Origin of the sequence: Chryseobacterium sp. 22458, assembly GCF_052044975.1 — a bacterium.
Lineage (GTDB): Bacteria > Bacteroidota > Bacteroidia > Flavobacteriales > Weeksellaceae > Chryseobacterium.
Window position 1 is genome coordinate 1,204,173 of sequence record NZ_JBQEOA010000001.1, and the last position, 17,427, is coordinate 1,221,599.

Consider the following 17,427-nt stretch of genomic DNA (forward strand, 5'->3'; position numbering starts at 1 on the left):
TTAAACTTCGGTAGTTGTCACCCCAAATTTCTTTTTGAAAGAAGAATAAAAGTGGGACAGATTCTCAAAGCCCAGGTCAAGGTAAATATCCGAAGGTTTTTTATCTTGATTTTTAATTAAATAATGCGCTTCTTTTAACCGTCTTTCTTTCAGCCATTGTCTGGGACTCATATGGAAAACCTTTTGAAAATCCCTTTTGAAACCTGAAAGGCTTCGGCCTGTAAGTTGGGCAAAAGCATTCACAGGAACATTGAACATAAAATTTTTATTCATAAATTCTTCAATATCAATTTTATGAGGTTCAGAAAAATCAAAAATCAGATTTTTAAGGTCCGGATTACTCAATAAAAGCAGCTCTATTGCCTCCTTTACTTTTAAGGCAGCCAGTCTTGGTGGGACAATTTCTGTCTTATTGATATAAGGCATTAATGAGGCAAAATATGTTCTGAAAAAATCATCCGGTTCAAAAAACAACCGTTGGTTTCCCGGGAAAGTTGCGTTTATTTTCACCCTGTTTTCAGCGGCGTACTGTCTGAGTGTTTCATCATCAAGAGTGATCGAAATAAACTGATACCTTTCATTTACCGAAGGATGTTTTACTGTTCTGATCAATTGATTTTTCTTCACCAGAACCACCGTATTCTCCCTGATGATTGTTTTACCCTGTTCATGAAAAGCATGGGTTTCTCCCGACAGCTGAAACCCCAGAAAATGATCCGGAATAAATTCCTCATGCCCTCTGTAAGATTCAAAGGCACACGAATAAACCAATTGGTCGAAGATGATTTCAGAAGTATTTTCCATAGTGCAAATATCTGAAATTTAAGCTATAACAGCAGCCCCGGCTTCAGCAATTTCTTTATCCTGTTCAGGCGTTCCTCCGGATGAACCAATAGCTCCAATGACTCTTCCCTCCGTATCCTTAATCACAACTCCACCCGCAATGGTTAAAAGCCCGTCATTAGAGTTCTGCATTCCATATCCATGGACTCCGGCTCCTGAAATAATATTACCCATAATATCACTGCTCACTCCAAACATGGCTGCCGTTTTTGCTTTCTTGATAGCAAAATCGATCACTCCATAAACACTGTCCAGCCGTGCAAAAGCCTGCAGATGCCCTCCCATATCTACAACAGCAATACTTACAGGAATCTTCAGAGACAATGCCTTTTCTTTGGCGGCCTGTAATGCTTTTTCTGCCAATTTATAATTCATTTCCATCCGGTTAACTTTTTGTTGTCCATGCTTCATTTTGCAGCTGCTTTACGAAGTCTTCCGTTTCTTTAGGGTGAACATTTCTGAAGTTACTGTTATCATCCAGTGCTACATTTACGATCACTTCTGCCATAGATTGCGGATCCAGCTGATGGGCAAGAGATTCCGCTGCCCTGTCAAAAGCAGACTCAGGCGTGAAATTCACTTCAGGATTATACCAACGGAAAATAGAATCCACTCCCCTGTCATTAAAACCTGTTCCAAATACTCCCGGATTACATGTTGCAATTTTGATATTAAATGGAGCAAGTTCAGTTTTCAGACCTTCAGCAATAGATTCTAAAGCATGCTTGGAAGCACAGTAAGCCGCAACATAAGGTACGGTCCACAAACCGCCCATAGATGAGGTGAAAACGATTTTTCCGCTTTTCTTTTCAATAAATTTTCTGATAAACCCCTGGGCCAGTTCCAGTGCGCCAAATACATTCACTTCAAACATGGAACGGATGATATCAACAGGCTGCTCAGCAATAGGTCCTCCCTCCATGATTCCTGCGTTGCTGATCAGAATATCAATATCGTACTTCTTTAAAATATAGGCAATGTCTGCCGGATTGGTCACATCCAGCTTATCAACCGTAAGCTCCACACCCAGTTCCTGAGATTCACGTATTAAATCACTCATCTGAGGATACACCTGTGTAGTGGCGATCACCTTATGTCCTTTTCCGGCAAGATCAAAAGCAGCAATTTTTCCGAATCCGCTTGCTGCACCTGTAATTAGAATTGTTTTACTCATTGTATTTTCTTTTAAATGATGATACAAATTTCAAAGATTCAGAACTTATGGGTATTGGTGTGCAGTCCAAATATATATTGTCAGAAAGCCCGTTTTTTTATATAAATATCAGTGTCAATAGGAACGGGCTTTAGCCCGTTTAATCAAAAACAATAATTTCAACGGCTTTAGCCAAAACCTGATAAAGAACCAAGTGAATACAAAAAACTGTACAATTTGTTGAATCAAATAAAAACAAATAATACCACATTATAAAAGATTACCCGAGGATTATAGAAATAAAATCATTCCTTTATCGTAAATTGGTTAAGTTTTTGAAGCTTATTCCGTAAAACCAATCACATCAATTGAAACTGATCACATTTACAAAAAAAGGAATTTATTGTCCTCAGGGGAAATTTTATATTGATCCCTGGAGGCCTGTTGATAAGGCTGTTATTACCCATGGCCATGCCGATCACGCCCGATGGGGCATGAAGAAATACCTTTGTCATCATTTTACAAAACCTATTCTGTACCAGAGAATTGGCATCGATATCGAATGCCAGAGCGTAGAGTATGGTGAAAAAATCAATATCAACGGGGTACAGCTTTCCTTTCATCCGGCAGGACACATTATTGGTTCTGCCCAGATAAGACTGGAATATAAAGGATATGTAAGCGTCATTTCCGGAGATTACAAAATTCAGGATGATGGGCTAAGTACTCCTTTCGAGCTTGTAAAATGTAATGAATTTGTGACGGAAAGTACCTTTGGATTACCCATTTATAACTGGCTGGAAATTGATGATTTGAATAAAAAGCTTCAGAACTGGGTACTGAAGAATCAGGAAAACAGCAAAACATCCGTATTTATCGGCTACTCTTTAGGCAAAGCACAGCGGATTATGAAAGCAATGGAAGGATTGGGCAAAATATATGTACATTACTCAATAGGAAAGCTGAATGAAGCTTTTGAAGCTGTGGGAATTGATCTTCCTGAATATACAATTGCAGATTTCAGGGAACGCCCGAAAGAAATGGAACATCAGATCGTGATTGTTCCTCCTGTTTTACTGGACAGCAATATTATAAAAAAGATTCCTGATCCGGCAACGGCAATATGCTCTGGCTGGATGCAGGTACGCGGGGCCAGAAGATGGCGGAGTGCAGATGCCGGGTTTGCCATGAGCGATCATGCCGACTGGAAAGGACTGCTGCAGACTGTAAAAGCTACAGAAGCCGAAATCGTACATGTTACCCATGGGCAGACAGAAGTATTTTCAAAATACCTGAATGAGACAGGAATCCGGGCAGATGTTGTAGAAACATTGTTTGGAGAGGACGAAGAGGAACAGGAAAAAGAAACCACCGAAAACCAGGAATTATGAGACATTTCGCAGACCTTATCAATGCCCTGGAAACCACCAATAAAACCAATGCCAAAATTGATGCGATCATCGACTATCTCGAGCGGGCTCCTGATGATGACAAAGTATGGTTTATTGCCTTATTTACAGGAAAAAGACCCAAAAGAAACGTCAACACCAACTATATGAAAGAGTGGGCTCTGGAAATTACGGGCCTTCCGTTATGGCTGTTTCAGGAAAGCTATTCTTCCGTGGGCGATCTTGGTGAAACACTGTCCCTGATACTTCCGCCCCCACAACAGAAAATTGACCGCACGTTATCACAATGGATGAATGATATTGTTGGTTTAAAAGATAAAACAGAAGTTGAAAAAAAGGCTTTTGTACTGAATTCATGGAATGGCCTGGATTATACCGAACGTTTGATTTTCAATAAATTAATTGGCGGAAGTTTCCGGATCGGTGTTTCCGGTAAAACCCTTATCAATGCGTTGACGAGATTTTCAGAGCAGGAATCCAGTACTTTGATGCACAGCCTGATGGGAAAATGGCAGCCTGGTGAAGTCTCATTTACAGAATTGATCTCAGCAGAAAATATCAATCCGGACAACTCAAAACCCTACCCTTTCTGCCTGGCCTATCCTTTGGAAAAAGAGCCTGAAGAACTTGGGAAACCGGATGAATGGCTGGCAGAATATAAATGGGATGGAATACGGGGGCAGATCATCAGGAGAAATGATGAAGTTTTCATATGGTCAAGAGGAGAAGAACTCGTTACAGAGCAATTTCCGGAGATATCGGAAACTGTAAAATCTATGAAAGGTAATTTTGTGATTGATGGAGAAATACTTGCAGTAAAAGAGGGCAAAGTTTTAAATTTCAATGAATTGCAGAAAAGATTAAACAGAAAGACTTTAACCAAGAAAATGCTTGCTGAAATTCCGATAAAGGTATTTGCTTATGACCTTCTTGAACTTGAAAATAATGACCTTAGAGACAAGCCGGTTTCGGGAAGAAGAGCAATGCTGGAAGAATTATTATTAAATGAATCTCCCGAGAATATCAAGCTTTCCGGAAGTATAGATTTTAAACAATGGGATGAGCTGAAGCTTGCCAGGGAAAATTCAAGATCTGTCAACAGTGAAGGGCTGATGCTGAAGCAGAAGAATTCACCCTATCATGCCGGCCGTAAAAAAGGTGACTGGTGGAAATGGAAAATCAATCCGTTTACCATTGATGCGGTTCTCATCTATGCCCAGAAAGGAAGCGGCAGAAGGAGTGCCTATTATACAGACTATACTTTTGCCGTAAAAAACGGAAATACACTGGTAACGATTGCAAAAGCCTATTCGGGGCTAACGGATAAAGAAATCATGGAAGTGAGCCGGTTTGTGAACAAAAATGCTATTGAAAAATTCGGACCTGTACGAACGGTAAAAGCAGAACTCGTCTTTGAGATTGCTTTTGAAGGAATAGGCTTCAGTAACCGTCATAAAAGCGGTGTAGCATTACGCTTTCCGAGAATTGTAAGATGGCGGAAAGACAAAACCGTAGATGAAATTGATCATCTGGAAGAAATAAAAAAATTGATACAGTAGATTTTAATGTATCACTAATTTTTTTCTCAGTAAAGGCATTCCATTTAGCTATAGTAAATATTAACTTTGCTGAGTGAAGGGCCGTTGCAAACGAAAAATATAAAAAGAAATATAGACTCTTAACGCCTTTTACGTTAAAACTAAATCAAAATAAAATTGGCAGCTTTCGAACATACCAACGGATTTAAAATCATTCAGCAATGGATGACAGATAAAGGTATATCCCCTTTTAAATTTCAGACCGATACATGGAAGAAATTCGGAAGCGGATACAGCGGAATGGTTGTAGCTCCTACAGGTTTCGGGAAAACATTTTCTGTATTTCTGGCATTGGTTTCTGATTTTCTCAATCATCCCGAACAGTATAAAAAAGGATTAAAAATGCTCTGGATCACTCCTCTCAGGTCTTTGTCCAAAGACATTGCGAAGGCTATGCAGGAAGCGATTGATGAGATCGGGCTTGACTGGGCTGTCGGCGTAAGAAACGGTGATACAGATCCTAAAGTAAGACAGCAGCAGGTGAAAAAAATGCCTGATATTTTGGTGGTAACTCCTGAAAGTGTACATCTGCTTCTCGCACAGAAAAATCATGAAAGCTTTTTCCGGGACATGAAATGCGTTGTGGTTGATGAATGGCATGAGTTGCTCGGATCCAAACGTGGTGTTATGGTAGAGTTAGGAATTTCGCAGCTCAGAAAATATGTTCCCAAACTGAAAATATGGGGCATCACAGCCACCATCGGAAATCTGGATGAAGCCATGGAGGTACTTATTCCGTATGATATTAAAAAAACAAAAATTGCAGCCAAAGAACATAAGAAAATAGAGATTATCCCGGTCTTCCCCAATGAAATTGAAATCCTTCCCTGGGCGGGACATTTGGGACATAAGCTGGCAGATAAAGTCGTTCCGATTATTCTTGAGTCAAAATCTACCATTGTTTTTACCAATACCAGAAGCCAGAGTGAAATGTGGTATCAGCTTCTATTGGATGCCCATCCTGATTTTGCAGGACAGATCGCTATTCACCACAGTTCTATTGATGCACATTTGCGTATCTGGATTGAAGAAAACTTAAGTTCCGGGAAGTTAAAAGCTGTGGTTTCTACCTCATCTTTAGATCTGGGAATTGATTTTAAACCTGTTGATACAGTCATTCAGATTGGCTCGGCAAAAGGTGTTGCCCGATTTCTGCAAAGGGCGGGACGCAGTGGGCACTCCCCTTTTGAGACGTCCAGGATTTACTGTGTACCTACCCATTCCTTAGAGCTGATAGAGGTTTCAGCTTTAAAGGAAGCTGTAAGGCAGAAAGTGGTAGAGCCCAGGGAAGCACAGGTTTTATGTTTCGATGTATTGGTGCAGTTTCTGATGACCCTCGCCGTTGGAGATGGTTTTTATCCTGATGAAACGTATGAAAGAATAAAAAAGGTATATGCTTTTCAGGAAATGACGGATGAAGAATGGAAAAGTATTCTTGAATTTCTGACCATTGGTGGCAGCGTTTTAAAAAACTATGAAGAATTCCATAAAATTGTGGTTATGGAAGACGGTCTGTACAAGGTTACTTCCAGAAAAATTGCCATGCTTCACCGGATGAATATGGGAGTCATTGTAAGTGATGCTATGCTGAAGGTAAAATTTATTTCCGGAGGCTATGTAGGTATGATTGAAGAATATTTTATTTCAAAACTGAAAAAAGAAGAAAAATTTATTCTCGCCGGACGTACCCTTGAAGTGGCGATGATCAAAGATATGACAGTTTATGTAAGAGCAGCAAAAGGTAAAGCCCTTGTACCAAGCTATCTGGGAGGAAGACTGCCTTTAAGCTCAGATCTTGGCCATTATTTAAGAGAAAAACTCTCCCATGCCCTGAATCCGAAGGCTTCTGAAAAAGAGCTGAAGTTCCTGCACCCTCTGCTGATCAATCAGAAGACAAACTCCCATATACCGCAAGAGAATGAATTTCTGGTAGAAATGATCAGAAACCGTGAAGGCTATCATTTGTTCATGTACCCTTTTGAAGGCAGACTGGTACACGAAGTAATGGCTGCTTTAATGGCTTACCGTATTTCAAAGCTGGCTCCTATTTCTTTTTCAATGGCAATGAATGATTACGGATTTGAACTTTTCAGTGATAGAGAAATTCCGCTTAATGAGGAGAATCTACAGCAGATTTTAAGCCGTGACAACCTTATGAATGATGTCATCGCCAGTATCAATTCTGCAGAAATGGCAAGAAGAAAGTTCCGTGATATTGCAGTGATTTCGGGAATGGTGATTCAGAATTATGCAGGTAAACAAAGATCCAACAAATCCTTACAAAGCTCAGCCGGGCTTATTTTCAAAGTATTGGAAGATTATGATCCCAATCACTTCTTGATCAGACAGGCTTATACCGAGGTTTTTAATATGCAGCTGCAGGAACAGCGGCTTGTAGAAGCTTTTAAAAGAATTGAAAAATCTGATATTATCCTGAAACATTCACGCTCCTTTACCCCTTTAAGTTTTCCTATAAAAGTAGACAGTCTCCGGCAAACCCTTTCCAGCGAAGGTCTTGATGCGAGAATCAGAAGAATGCTTAAATTATCCGGCATAGATAGTGACAATATGTAACAGTAATGAAGGTAGTGACTGGTTCATATATCTTTTAAATCTTTGCTAAAATCTGTTTTTTACTGTTAAATTCCTTTGAAAAGTTTAATAATCGCCGTACCTTAGAGTATCTTCTCTGAAGAGTAAATAATATTCACACGATGGCAAAATTATTCTTGGTCCGTCACGGACAGTCACTCTGGAATCTGGAAAACCGGTTTACAGGATGGCAGGATATCGATATTACAGAAGTTGGAATTGAAGAAGCCAGAAAGGCAGGGATCGCTTTAAAAAAAGAAAGAATAGACATTGCTTTTACTTCCGTACTGATCCGGGCACAGCATACCCTCAATCTTATCCTTGAAGAAACCGGCAATACCCATATTCCTGTTGTAACAGATAAAGCATTGAATGAAAGATCCTACGGTAACCTCGAAGGACTCAATAAAGCGGAAACGGCACTGAAATATGGAGATGAACAGGTTCACACCTGGCGCAGGTCATATGATGTAGTTCCGCCGGGAGGGGAAAGCCTTAAAGATACCTATAACCGGGTTATTCCCTATTTTGAAGCCCAGATCGTACCTCCGCTCAGACAAGGTAAAAATGTATTGGTTGTTGCCCACGGAAATAGCCTCCGTGCACTGATCATGTATCTGGAACACCTGTCTCCCGAAGAAATTTTAGAAAGAGAAATAGCAACCGGAGTTCCTCTTACGTATTTTTTCGATGAAAATTTTCATGTAAGCAGAATAGAAAACAACTGATCCGTAAAAATATTTATAAAAAATCTAACTTTGAACTTTATTGATCTTTCAAAATAATAATTTCCATTAACCCAAGTGTTTATAGCAACAAAAAACATCTCCGTTCAAAACGAAACGTTCATTCTTACCAATCAGCGGGCCCTGTTTTGGGAAAAACAGAAAGCACTGATTCTCTCTGACCTTCATATCGGAAAGACCGCTCATTTCCGCAAAAACGGGATTGCACTGGCCAACCATATTATGAAAAGTGATCTGCAAAGACTGTCGGCCCTGATTGAATATTTCAAGCCAGAAAAGTTTATTGTGGTAGGAGATCTGCTTCATGCAGGTGACAATTCCGATGTGGATGAGTTTTGTATATGGAGAAACCTATATCCTGAAATACAGTTTTATCTGATTGAAGGTAACCATGACCGTATTTCAGAATCTTTAGAAAAAAAACTTTGTCTGAACTTTAAAGCCTTCACTCTGGAATTAAGCGGATTTACTTTTATCCATGAGTTTGACAAAACCTTGCAGGGGTTTCAGATCACAGGCCATATTCATCCGGGAATTGTTCTGCATTCTGCTGTAAAAAGGATCAGACTTCCGTGTTTTGCGGTAAGTGATAATCAGTTACTTCTTCCTGCTTTCAGTGAGTTTACGGGATTGGATACCAAAAATCTTCCGGGGAAAAGTAAGTTTTTTGTTTTTACAGATTCGGAGATTTATGAAATTTAAAGCGCCGACAGGTGATGATAAGCTAAACCTAACAGGTTTTAGAAACCTGTTAGGTTTTTGGAGTTTACGTTATAGAATGAAATAGAGAAAAATCAATCGGAGGTACCACATTTCGTTCCCTTTTGGTCAGGTATTTGAATGTCTTAATAAGAATTCATTAGCTTTATAAAGGATAACACTGATGAAACTGATCTTATATTCAATTACCAATCACTAAAATATAATAATATGTCAACACAAAATCTTACCCATCTTGAAGCGATCAAAAAGATCAAGGAACTATCGGAAAGCGCAAGAATATGTATGTTCTGTACGGAACTGAACACTGTTCCGGTCAATTCCCGGCCGATGACCCTGCAGGAAACCGATGACAGCGGAAATCTATGGTTTATCAGCAGCGGAACCAGCAACAAGAATTTTGAAATAAAAGAAGACCGGAGGGTACAGCTGTTTTTTATGAACAACAGTGATACGCAATACCTTTCTGTGTATGGAGAAGCTTCTGTTTATAAAGATAAAGCTACAATAGAAGAAAAATGGTCTCCTCTGGCCAATGCCTGGTTCGATGGGAAAGATGATCCCAACGTAACCATTATCCGTGTTGAACCAAAAGAAACTTATTATTGGGACACCAAAGCCGGAAAACTGGTGAGTCTTTTCAAATTTGTTACGGCTGCCATTACAGGAAATAAAACAGATAACTCTGATGGTGTAGAAGGAAATGCTACAGTATAATTTTCAGACAGATTCTGATATTTTATTTGCCACTGATTCACATTTTTTATTTCGTGAATCAGTGGCAATTATATTTTCTCGCTGATTGAGCAGATTACGCAAATTTTTTAATTTCTAACTGTAGAATTAAGAATATTAAAACTGAGAAATTAGCAGAAATTTAAGCGATTATAAAAATTCCTTCACAAACATCTGCGCTATCTGCTAAATCTGCGAGAGATAAAAACCTTTATACATTAAAAATCACTTTTTAACCTAAACAGATTCTTATATTTTTATTTGCTACTGATGCACATTTTTTATTTCATGAATCAGTGGCAATTATATTTTCTCGCTGATTGAGCAGATTACGCAGATTTTTTAATTTGCAACTGTAGAATTAAGAATACTAAAACTGAGAAATTAGCAGCAATTTAAGCAATTATAAAAATTCCTTCATAAACATCTGCGCTTTCTGCAAGATCTGCGAGAGATAAAAACCTTTATACATTAAAAATCATTTTTAACCTAAACAGATTCTGATATTTTATTTGCAACTGATGCCCGATTTTTTTATTTCGTGAATCGGTGGCAATTATATTTGCTCGCTGATTGAGCAGATTACGCAGATTTTTTAATTTGCAACTGTAGAATTAGGAATACTAAAACTGAGAAATTAGCAGCAATTTAAGCAATTATAAAAATTCCTTCATAAACATCTGCGCTTTCTGCAAGATCTGCGAGAGATAAAAACCTTTATACATTAAAAATCATTTTTAACCTAAACAGATTCTGATATTTTATTTGCAACTGATGCCCGATTTTTTTATTTCGTGAATCGGTGGCAATTATATTTGCTCGCTGATTGAGCAGATTACGCAGATTTTTTAATTTGCAACTGTAGAATTAGGAATACTAAAACTGAGAAATTAGCAGCAATTTAAGCGATTATAAAAATTCCTTCACAAACATCTGCGCTATCTGCAAGATCTGCGAGAGATAAATATCTTTGTGCATTAAAAACCACTTTTTAACCTAAAAACAAAGACGACCCAATTTCCTGAGCCGCCTTCGCAAAACTAATCATACCATTATTTTTTCACATCTTCCATAGATGCTCCGAAATTAATATGAAGTACATTGCCATTGGGCGTAATCAAAGCAGGTACAGATTTTACTCCCGCCAGTTCCGCCTCTTCAATTTTGCTTCTGTCATTTCCCAAATGAACAATTTCTACATTTTCAGTTCCTACAAGACTGATGATATCGTGCTCTGCACTGATGCATACAGGACAGCCTGCATGATAAAAGATTGACTTTTTCATAGATTAATAGGTAAGTTTGTTAATGATAATTTTTAATTCTTCGACTTCTTTTTCGTGAAGAGGTTTTAAAGGACTTCTTAAATTTCCGCCTTCCTCTCCCAGAATATTAAGCCCGGCCTTGACTGCTCTCGGAAGCCCTTTATTAACAATGAACTTCAGAAGATCAAACTGTTGATAAAAAAGAGATTTTGCCTTTTCAAGATCACCTTCCTCAATGGCATTGTACAGTCCAATATTAAGTTCAGGAATAAGGTTCGGGGCAGCAGTGCACCATCCTCTGGCTCCTGCACAGAAAGCGCCTAATGCCAAAGGATTTGAGCCATTGAAAAAGGCTACTTCCTCACCCAGTTCTCTCCTTAGATAATGCATTCTCTGGATATCCCCGGAGCTTTCCTTGATCATTGTTACATTAGGAATTTCCAATAACCTTTTTAAGAGTGCCGGAGACATATCTACCCCGCTGGTTGCAGGATTATTGTAAGCCATGATCGGAATAGAGATTTTAGAGGCTACAGCATCATAATGAGCAACAATCTCATCATCGGTAAGCTTCCAATAGCTCATAGGAATGATCATTACAGCATCTGCTCCTGCTTTTTCTGCAAACCAGGCATGGTGTATTGTTTTTTCTGTAGTAAGGTTTGAAACTCCTACTAATGTTGGAACCCTGCCTTTTACCTGTTGTATGGTAGCTTCCGTAACCGCTTCTTTTTCATCATCAGACAGATAAGGCATTACCCCGGTACTTCCTAATGGTGCTATTCCGTGATTTCCGGAGGTAATAAGCCTTTCTACAAGGTGTTTGAAGAGAGGAATGTCTATTTTTTCATTTTCATCAAAAGGAGTGATGGGATAAGCAATAACCCCTTTAAACGGAACATTTTTCATGTTTGTTTTGTTTAAAATTTTACAATGTTAAAGATCTCTGCCTTCTTCTTCTCTTAATGCCACTCCTAAATTCTGCAGTTGAGGAGCATTTTCACAGGCAATATATTTGGCTGGCTCCGTATCACTTAAATTCTGATGCTTATGCCATGCCCATGAGGGAATATAAACGGCGTCTCCGGCTTCCCAGTGTACTTTTTCATCTTCCACTTCGGTCCAGCCTTTACCTTCAATCACAAACAGTACGGTTTCATAGGTATGACGGTGTCTGTTGGTCTGCTGGCCCGGTAATAATCCGCCAATGGTCATGCTTACGTTCTTACTGGGAAGATCAACAAAGAATACAGGATGTTTTCTCTCTGTTGAAAACTGGTTGTGCTCGCCTGCATTTTCAACGTTTTTATGAATTAAATGGCTTGGCTTTACATACTTTGGTCTTGCAAATGTTTCGTGAAAGTCTTTTGAACTGAATTGTTTCTTGTCCATGATTTTAAAAATTAATGTGTTCTGTGCTTTATTGCATGACAAAATTATTTTATATTTGGACTATTCAAATGATTCAGTTTTTATATAAATAGATAGTCCAGATGTTACGACCTTGGAAATTAGAATTCGAGATTGATAAAAATCTTGATAAAGCCGTTTATTTGCAGATTGCAGATACGCTGATTGCTGATATACGTTCAGGCAGACTGAAAGCCGGAGATGCTCTTCCCGGGAGCCGGAATCTGGCAGCCACATTAAAAATCAACAGAAATACCGTTGTAGAAGCTTATCAGGTTCTGATGAATGAAGAATGGGTCATTTCAAAAGAAAGGAAAGGTATTTTTGTCTCTGATCAGCTCCCTTCGCTGCATGAAAAAAGAACGGAAAGAATAAAGAATATTCCGGATCCGTCGGTTAGCTCCAATGGTATAATGATCAATTTTGATGACGGTCATCCTGACAGTAAAATAGCTCCGGTCACAGAACTGGCCAGAGCATACCGGCAGATTTTCAGCATAAAAGCAAAATGGCAGATGATGGGCTATGGCAACGAACATGGTGAAACAGAGTTCCGGAAAATGATTTCCCAGATGCTGAATCATCAACGGGGAATGCAGATTCATGAAAATGAACTTTCGATTACCAGAGGTAGCCAGATGGGCATGTTTCTTACGGCACAGACTTTACTTACTCCAGGAGATCACATTATTGTAGAAAATCCGGGATACCAGCCCGCATGGCAGGCTTTTGAATATGCCGGAGCACAGCTGCTGCCGGTAGACGTTGATGAGGAAGGAATCAGCATTCAGTCTGTAGAAAAGCTTCTGACAGAATATAAAAGTATAAAAGCAATATACATTACCCCTCACAGACAATATCCTACTACTGTTACCTTAAGTCTCGCCCGGAGATTAAAATTGATAGAGCTGTCAAACCGTCATCATATTACCATCATTGAAGATGATTATGATAATGAATTTCATTTCGGATACCGCCCTATTCTTCCTTTGTCAAGCTTCCCTGAACTTAAAAATTATGTTTATATAGGAACTTTGAGCAAAGTTGTAGCCCCTGCTTTAAGAATAGGCTATCTAGCAACCAAAAACCAGGATTTACTGGAAAAAATCGGAAGCCTGCGAAAGATTATTGATGTACATGGAGATGTGATTATGGAGCAAGCCGTACTTCAGCTGATCAGGGAAGGTGCCGTTAAAAAGCACATTAAAAAAGCAACCGTGCATTATAAGAACAAAAGGGATTTTGTGTTTTCTCTTTTAAAAAACCATATGAGCAATATTGCAGACTTTACTTTACCGGAAGGTGGACTTGCATTCTGGATCGTACCAAAGAAGACCATGGATTGGGATATGGTAACTGCAATATTGTTGGAGAAAAATATTAAAATCATTCACCCGAAACAGTATAGCCGGGGTCATATTAATGGTTTCAGGCTAAGTTATGGAGCACTTTCTGAAGAACAGCTTCAACATAGTATTCCCATTATTTCTGAAGTGATAACAAAATTGTCAGAATCTCTTTAATATTGATGGTTAAATAGGTTTGAAGACTCGATTTGCGGGAAAATTATAATTTCCACGATTTTACGAATAAAAAGCACTCATCGATTGGTGGTAAAAAAGTCTTTCCGAATATTCTATACTTTATATTTTGCCGCTCGCTGATTTTGCAGATTACACAGATATTTACTGAAAATAGAGCTTATTGATCCGTGAGAGAATTTAATTACTATAGATGCACGAACTTCTTTATTCATGCATCTGCGCATGTCTCAGGGGGTCTCATCATGAGGCATATCTACGGGTTTTGATTCAGGAGATCCTTTTTCACGGAGCCAAATAGATAAAATGACAAGGGAAGCGACTGCTAAAAATTCACTCTGCCAGTTCTGAAAGGATTCAAACCAGAATCTTGATTCGGAAATATATTGTAAGGCGGTTACCGGCAGTTCTTTTTTCATGATCTGATCAGCATTGAAATCTTTTAAACTTCCGTAAAAATGTAAAATAAAGCTGCCAAGGAACAGAATGGCAAATGCCAGCGATAAGGAATGCTTATAAATCTTCAGCCATATTCCTCCTTTTTTTACAGGCCACGGAGCGTTGGGATGTACAACAGGTTCTCTGTCCACCTCTTCTTTTCCCTCCATAGACTTTGATTCACTGGAACCTTTCTGCCTTAATGATATGGTTAAGAGAACATAAAGCATCATCTGGAGAAACTCACTTTCCCAGTTTTCGAAAGTCGCCTGTATAAAATGCCCGCTATGGATGTATTCATTCATTTTTAAAGCAGGCTGACCGTTTTCAAGCAGTTCTTTATTTTCTGTTGCCCACCCTGTAAAAAACTGGCCTGCAAGAGAAAATATCATAAGGGTGATCAGTACCAGACTTAAACTATTCCGGTAAAAGAAACTTGAACTGGACATATCTCTAAGTGAATTTTTAACTTTAACGTTTTTACTTTTTCTGATAAGGAAAGACTTTTTGTAATCCTTTGGTGGTTGGCCCGGTAAGAACTCTTCCATTGACATTGAACCTGGAGCCGTGGCACGGGCAGTCCCAGCTCAGTTCTGCGCTGTTCCAGTGAACTTCACAGCCGGCATGAGGACAGGTACTTTTCAACAGGTGTAAAGTCCCGTCAGATTCTTTGTAAAGGGCATAAGATTCAGATTCATAACGGATGACTTTGGCTTCTCCTGCCTTAATTTCTGAGAAAGAATCAATCTTATCTGCAAAAATTTTATCTTTTATAAAATCCAGTGCAACGGTTGAATTTTCTTTTACAAAATCGGAAAATCCTGCAATGGGTTTTATTCTTAAAGGATTGAACAGTTCTTCATACTTGCTTTTTCCTGACACAATCATATCATGCAGGATTTGTGAAGAAAGAGTCCCGAATATCATTCCGTTTCCTCTGAAACCCGTAGCTACAAAAATTCGGTTTTTACTTCCCGGCAGCTTTCCGATATAGGGCAGACCGTCAACAGGTTCATAATATTGGCTGGACCAACTGTAATAAACCGTTTCAACATTGAAATATTCCCGGACATAATTCTCCAGTCTGGAAAAACATTCTCCGGTATCATCGGCATGGCCTGTTTTATGATCCTCTCCTCCTGCAATCAGCAGGTTTTCACCTTCATATTCCTGGATCCGGTAATAATGATAAGGCTCACAAAGATCATAGCCCAATTCCCATGGATATTGATCATCTTTAAGGGTAAAAGCCATCGCATAGCTGCGGTAAGGCGCATTGGTAAAATGAAGCAGATTCACTCCGGGCGGAATATGAGTTGCATACACAACGTTCTGAGCCTTTATTTCTTCTTTTGATGTTTTTAATACAAGAAAATCTTCCTGTTCATCATGCCCTTCACATAAGCAACCTTCCTGAATAAAGCCCCCGAGCCGTATGAAAGCTTCACAAAGTGCTTTGATATATTTTATAGGGTGAAAATGACCTTGTTCAGGAATGAGAACGGCTTCCCTGAAAGGTATCGGAAAAGGAATTTCATTAACGTATGTCATTTCGTGACCTACTTTGGCTGCGCCTTCCACAATATTTTTCAATTGCTCTTCCTGTTTTTCATCCAGAGCGAAAAGGTAAGCCGACTTTCTCGTAAAATCACAGTTTATTTCATACTGCTGAATATTATTCTCAATCATTTCAATAGCTTCCTTACCGGCCCCTGCATACAGCTTTGCATGATCTAATCCAAAATCCTGAATGGCCTGGGTAAAAGTAGTATCAAAGAAATCGTTCAAATGGGCTGTCGTGCCACCGGTTGTTCCAAATCCGATATTGGCTGCCTCTAGAATGATGCAGCTTTTTCCGGATTCCTGTAGTTTCAATGCGGTGGAAACACCGGTAATTCCACCTCCTATTATGGCAACATCAAATACCTGACTGAGATCATTTTCTGTAGAAAATTTCCTGATTTCATCCTGCCATATACTTTTTCTTGCACCATCTCTGTACATTATCAGTATATTTTGAGGTTAAACTTATCTGATATTCAGCGTATCGCTTTCAGGCAGGCCTGTTTTACCTGCATTGGCTGTATTGCTCTTCTGGTCTCTTTTTTTTGATTCATCTTCATCAAGATTACATCTGCATGACGAAAAAGCAAAGACGCTGAGAACTCCTAAAATAAGTGCTGTCGCTTTCATATTATATTTTTTTAGTAGGTTAATAATTTATCCGTTAACAATCAGTCCGCCATTAGGATGAAGTACCTGTCCTGTAATCTGGGAAGCATCTGTACTGGCCAGAAAAAGGAAACTGAAGGCTACTTCTTCAGGCGTGGCATTTCTCTCCAAGGGAGGTTTATTGGGATTTTCCTTTTCTTCATCAAAGGTTTCTTCCGTAAGAGGTGTTGCTACAGGTCCGGGAGCTACCGCATTGATCCGAATTCCTTTGGGTTTGGCCTGTAGAGCAAGAGATCTGGTGAAAGAAACAATAGCTCCTTTCGTTGCAGAATAATCCAGAAGCTCCGGATGACCCTGATAGGCAGAGACAGAAGTGGTATTGATCACACTGCCGCCCTCTTTCAGATATGGGAAAACCACTTTGGTAAGGAGGATCATTCCCACAATATTGGAGTCAAAGGTTTTCCTGATATTCTTTTCTTCAAGGTCTTCAATACTTTCTGCCGGAAACTGTACGCCGGCATTGTTGATCAGGATATCAATTTTTCCAAAGGCTGAAATGGTTTTTTGGGTAGCTGTTTCACAGAATTCATAATCATCAATATCCCCCTGAAGAATAATACATTTTCTTCCAAGGTTTTCTATCTCTGTTTTTGTTTTTTCAGCATCCTGATCACTTGAATGATAAATAATAGCAATATCGGCTCCTTCTAAAGCAAAAAGAAGGGCTACGGCTTTGCCTATTCCACTGTCAGCACCTGTGATGAGAACAGATTTATCGTCTAATTTTCCCATATTTCAATGT

The 17,427-nt window shown here is 39.1% G+C and carries 17 protein-coding genes; 7 read left to right on the forward strand and 10 right to left on the reverse strand.

Annotated elements, in window-relative coordinates; translation table 11 throughout:
- The 3 genes from ACTJJF_RS05310 to ACTJJF_RS05320 are packed head-to-tail and all read right to left on the reverse strand — an operon-like array spanning position 1 to position 2,017.
- Positions 1-804: a helix-turn-helix domain-containing protein gene (locus ACTJJF_RS05310; RefSeq protein WP_440698940.1), complete on the reverse strand. Its 804-nt coding sequence runs from the start codon at positions 802-804 to the stop codon at positions 1-3.
- A gap of 18 nt (positions 805-822) precedes the next feature.
- Positions 823-1,218: a GlcG/HbpS family heme-binding protein gene (locus ACTJJF_RS05315; RefSeq protein WP_440698941.1), complete on the reverse strand. Its 396-nt coding sequence runs from the start codon at positions 1,216-1,218 to the stop codon at positions 823-825.
- 10 nt (positions 1,219-1,228) lie between these two features.
- Positions 1,229-2,017, reverse strand: coding sequence for an SDR family oxidoreductase (locus ACTJJF_RS05320; RefSeq protein ID WP_440698942.1), 789 nt, complete (start codon positions 2,015-2,017; stop codon positions 1,229-1,231).
- 347 nt (positions 2,018-2,364) lie between these two features.
- Here ACTJJF_RS05320 and ACTJJF_RS05325 point away from each other — a divergent pair, with 347 nt between their 5' ends.
- The 6 genes from ACTJJF_RS05325 (at position 2,365) to ACTJJF_RS05350 (ending at position 9,778) form a co-directional block, all read left to right on the forward strand.
- Positions 2,365-3,387: a ligase-associated DNA damage response exonuclease gene (locus ACTJJF_RS05325; RefSeq protein WP_440698943.1), complete on the forward strand. Its 1,023-nt coding sequence runs from the start codon at positions 2,365-2,367 to the stop codon at positions 3,385-3,387.
- A complete protein-coding gene (locus ACTJJF_RS05330; RefSeq protein WP_440698944.1) occupies positions 3,384-4,964 on the forward strand; it encodes an ATP-dependent DNA ligase in 1,581 nt (526 codons plus the stop codon). Before ACTJJF_RS05325 ends, ACTJJF_RS05330 begins: the two co-directional genes overlap by 4 nt.
- A gap of 156 nt (positions 4,965-5,120) precedes the next feature.
- Positions 5,121-7,577: a ligase-associated DNA damage response DEXH box helicase gene (locus ACTJJF_RS05335; protein ID WP_440698945.1), complete on the forward strand. Its 2,457-nt coding sequence runs from the start codon at positions 5,121-5,123 to the stop codon at positions 7,575-7,577.
- A 140-nt stretch (positions 7,578-7,717) separates the two neighbouring features.
- On the forward strand, positions 7,718-8,323 hold the full coding sequence (locus tag ACTJJF_RS05340; protein ID WP_440698946.1) for a 2,3-bisphosphoglycerate-dependent phosphoglycerate mutase: 606 nt from the start codon (positions 7,718-7,720) through the stop codon (positions 8,321-8,323).
- Between the two features lie 75 nt (positions 8,324-8,398).
- Complete coding sequence (pdeM, locus tag ACTJJF_RS05345; RefSeq protein ID WP_440698947.1) at positions 8,399-9,043, forward strand: ligase-associated DNA damage response endonuclease PdeM; 645 nt, start codon at positions 8,399-8,401, stop codon at positions 9,041-9,043.
- 228 nt (positions 9,044-9,271) lie between these two features.
- The gene (locus ACTJJF_RS05350; RefSeq protein ID WP_440698948.1) at positions 9,272-9,778 is read left to right on the forward strand and encodes a pyridoxamine 5'-phosphate oxidase family protein; all 507 of its coding nucleotides are present in this window, start codon (positions 9,272-9,274) and stop codon (positions 9,776-9,778) included.
- 1,070 nt (positions 9,779-10,848) lie between these two features.
- On the opposite strand, the gene ACTJJF_RS05355 is transcribed toward ACTJJF_RS05350, so the two are convergent.
- The 3 genes from ACTJJF_RS05355 to ACTJJF_RS05365 are packed head-to-tail and all read right to left on the reverse strand — an operon-like array spanning position 10,849 to position 12,453.
- Positions 10,849-11,082: a thioredoxin family protein gene (locus tag ACTJJF_RS05355; protein WP_440698949.1), complete on the reverse strand. Its 234-nt coding sequence runs from the start codon at positions 11,080-11,082 to the stop codon at positions 10,849-10,851.
- 3 nt (positions 11,083-11,085) lie between these two features.
- Positions 11,086-11,970, reverse strand: coding sequence for a dihydrodipicolinate synthase family protein (locus ACTJJF_RS05360; protein WP_440698950.1), 885 nt, complete (start codon positions 11,968-11,970; stop codon positions 11,086-11,088).
- Positions 11,971-11,997: 27 nt separating this feature from the next.
- Entirely contained in the window at positions 11,998-12,453 is a 456-nt protein-coding gene (locus tag ACTJJF_RS05365) for a cupin domain-containing protein (protein WP_440698951.1), read from the reverse strand.
- A gap of 101 nt (positions 12,454-12,554) precedes the next feature.
- Here ACTJJF_RS05365 and pdxR point away from each other — a divergent pair, with 101 nt between their 5' ends.
- Positions 12,555-13,994: a MocR-like pyridoxine biosynthesis transcription factor PdxR gene (gene pdxR / locus ACTJJF_RS05370; protein WP_440698952.1), complete on the forward strand. Its 1,440-nt coding sequence runs from the start codon at positions 12,555-12,557 to the stop codon at positions 13,992-13,994.
- 248 nt (positions 13,995-14,242) lie between these two features.
- On the opposite strand, the gene ACTJJF_RS05375 is transcribed toward pdxR, so the two are convergent.
- The 4 genes from ACTJJF_RS05375 to ACTJJF_RS05390 are packed head-to-tail and all read right to left on the reverse strand — an operon-like array spanning position 14,243 to position 17,417.
- The gene (locus ACTJJF_RS05375) at positions 14,243-14,899 is read right to left on the reverse strand and encodes a DUF6766 family protein (protein ID WP_440698953.1); all 657 of its coding nucleotides are present in this window, start codon (positions 14,897-14,899) and stop codon (positions 14,243-14,245) included.
- Positions 14,900-14,930: 31 nt separating this feature from the next.
- Positions 14,931-16,454 (reverse strand): FAD-dependent oxidoreductase, encoded by a 1,524-nt coding sequence (locus tag ACTJJF_RS05380; RefSeq protein ID WP_440698954.1) that lies wholly within the window; start codon positions 16,452-16,454, stop codon positions 14,931-14,933.
- A 24-nt stretch (positions 16,455-16,478) separates the two neighbouring features.
- Positions 16,479-16,643, reverse strand: coding sequence for a hypothetical protein (locus ACTJJF_RS05385; protein ID WP_312303539.1), 165 nt, complete (start codon positions 16,641-16,643; stop codon positions 16,479-16,481).
- 27 nt (positions 16,644-16,670) lie between these two features.
- Positions 16,671-17,417: an SDR family oxidoreductase gene (locus tag ACTJJF_RS05390; RefSeq protein ID WP_312303542.1), complete on the reverse strand. Its 747-nt coding sequence runs from the start codon at positions 17,415-17,417 to the stop codon at positions 16,671-16,673.
- Between the last annotated feature and the right edge of the window lie 10 nt (positions 17,418-17,427).

What these genes read in the sequence shown, in the direction of transcription:
- ACTJJF_RS05310 (WP_440698940.1), bottom strand. Translation starts at nt 804, where the DNA reads ATGGAAAATACTTCTGAAATCATCTTCGACCAATTGGTTTATTCGTGT.
- ACTJJF_RS05315 (WP_440698941.1), bottom strand. Translation starts at nt 1,218, where the DNA reads ATGAATTATAAATTGGCAGAAAAAGCATTACAGGCCGCCAAAGAAAAG.
- ACTJJF_RS05320 (WP_440698942.1), bottom strand. Translation starts at nt 2,017, where the DNA reads ATGAGTAAAACAATTCTAATTACAGGTGCAGCAAGCGGATTCGGAAAA.
- ACTJJF_RS05330 (WP_440698944.1), top strand. Translation starts at nt 3,384, where the DNA reads ATGAGACATTTCGCAGACCTTATCAATGCCCTGGAAACCACCAATAAA.
- ACTJJF_RS05340 (WP_440698946.1), top strand. Translation starts at nt 7,718, where the DNA reads ATGGCAAAATTATTCTTGGTCCGTCACGGACAGTCACTCTGGAATCTG.
- ACTJJF_RS05350 (WP_440698948.1), top strand. Translation starts at nt 9,272, where the DNA reads ATGTCAACACAAAATCTTACCCATCTTGAAGCGATCAAAAAGATCAAG.
- ACTJJF_RS05355 (WP_440698949.1), bottom strand. Translation starts at nt 11,082, where the DNA reads ATGAAAAAGTCAATCTTTTATCATGCAGGCTGTCCTGTATGCATCAGT.
- ACTJJF_RS05360 (WP_440698950.1), bottom strand. Translation starts at nt 11,970, where the DNA reads ATGAAAAATGTTCCGTTTAAAGGGGTTATTGCTTATCCCATCACTCCT.
- ACTJJF_RS05365 (WP_440698951.1), bottom strand. Translation starts at nt 12,453, where the DNA reads ATGGACAAGAAACAATTCAGTTCAAAAGACTTTCACGAAACATTTGCA.
- pdxR (WP_440698952.1), top strand. Translation starts at nt 12,555, where the DNA reads ATGTTACGACCTTGGAAATTAGAATTCGAGATTGATAAAAATCTTGAT.
- ACTJJF_RS05375 (WP_440698953.1), bottom strand. Translation starts at nt 14,899, where the DNA reads ATGTCCAGTTCAAGTTTCTTTTACCGGAATAGTTTAAGTCTGGTACTG.
- ACTJJF_RS05380 (WP_440698954.1), bottom strand. Translation starts at nt 16,454, where the DNA reads ATGTACAGAGATGGTGCAAGAAAAAGTATATGGCAGGATGAAATCAGG.
- ACTJJF_RS05385 (WP_312303539.1), bottom strand. Translation starts at nt 16,643, where the DNA reads ATGAAAGCGACAGCACTTATTTTAGGAGTTCTCAGCGTCTTTGCTTTT.
- ACTJJF_RS05390 (WP_312303542.1), bottom strand. Translation starts at nt 17,417, where the DNA reads ATGGGAAAATTAGACGATAAATCTGTTCTCATCACAGGTGCTGACAGT.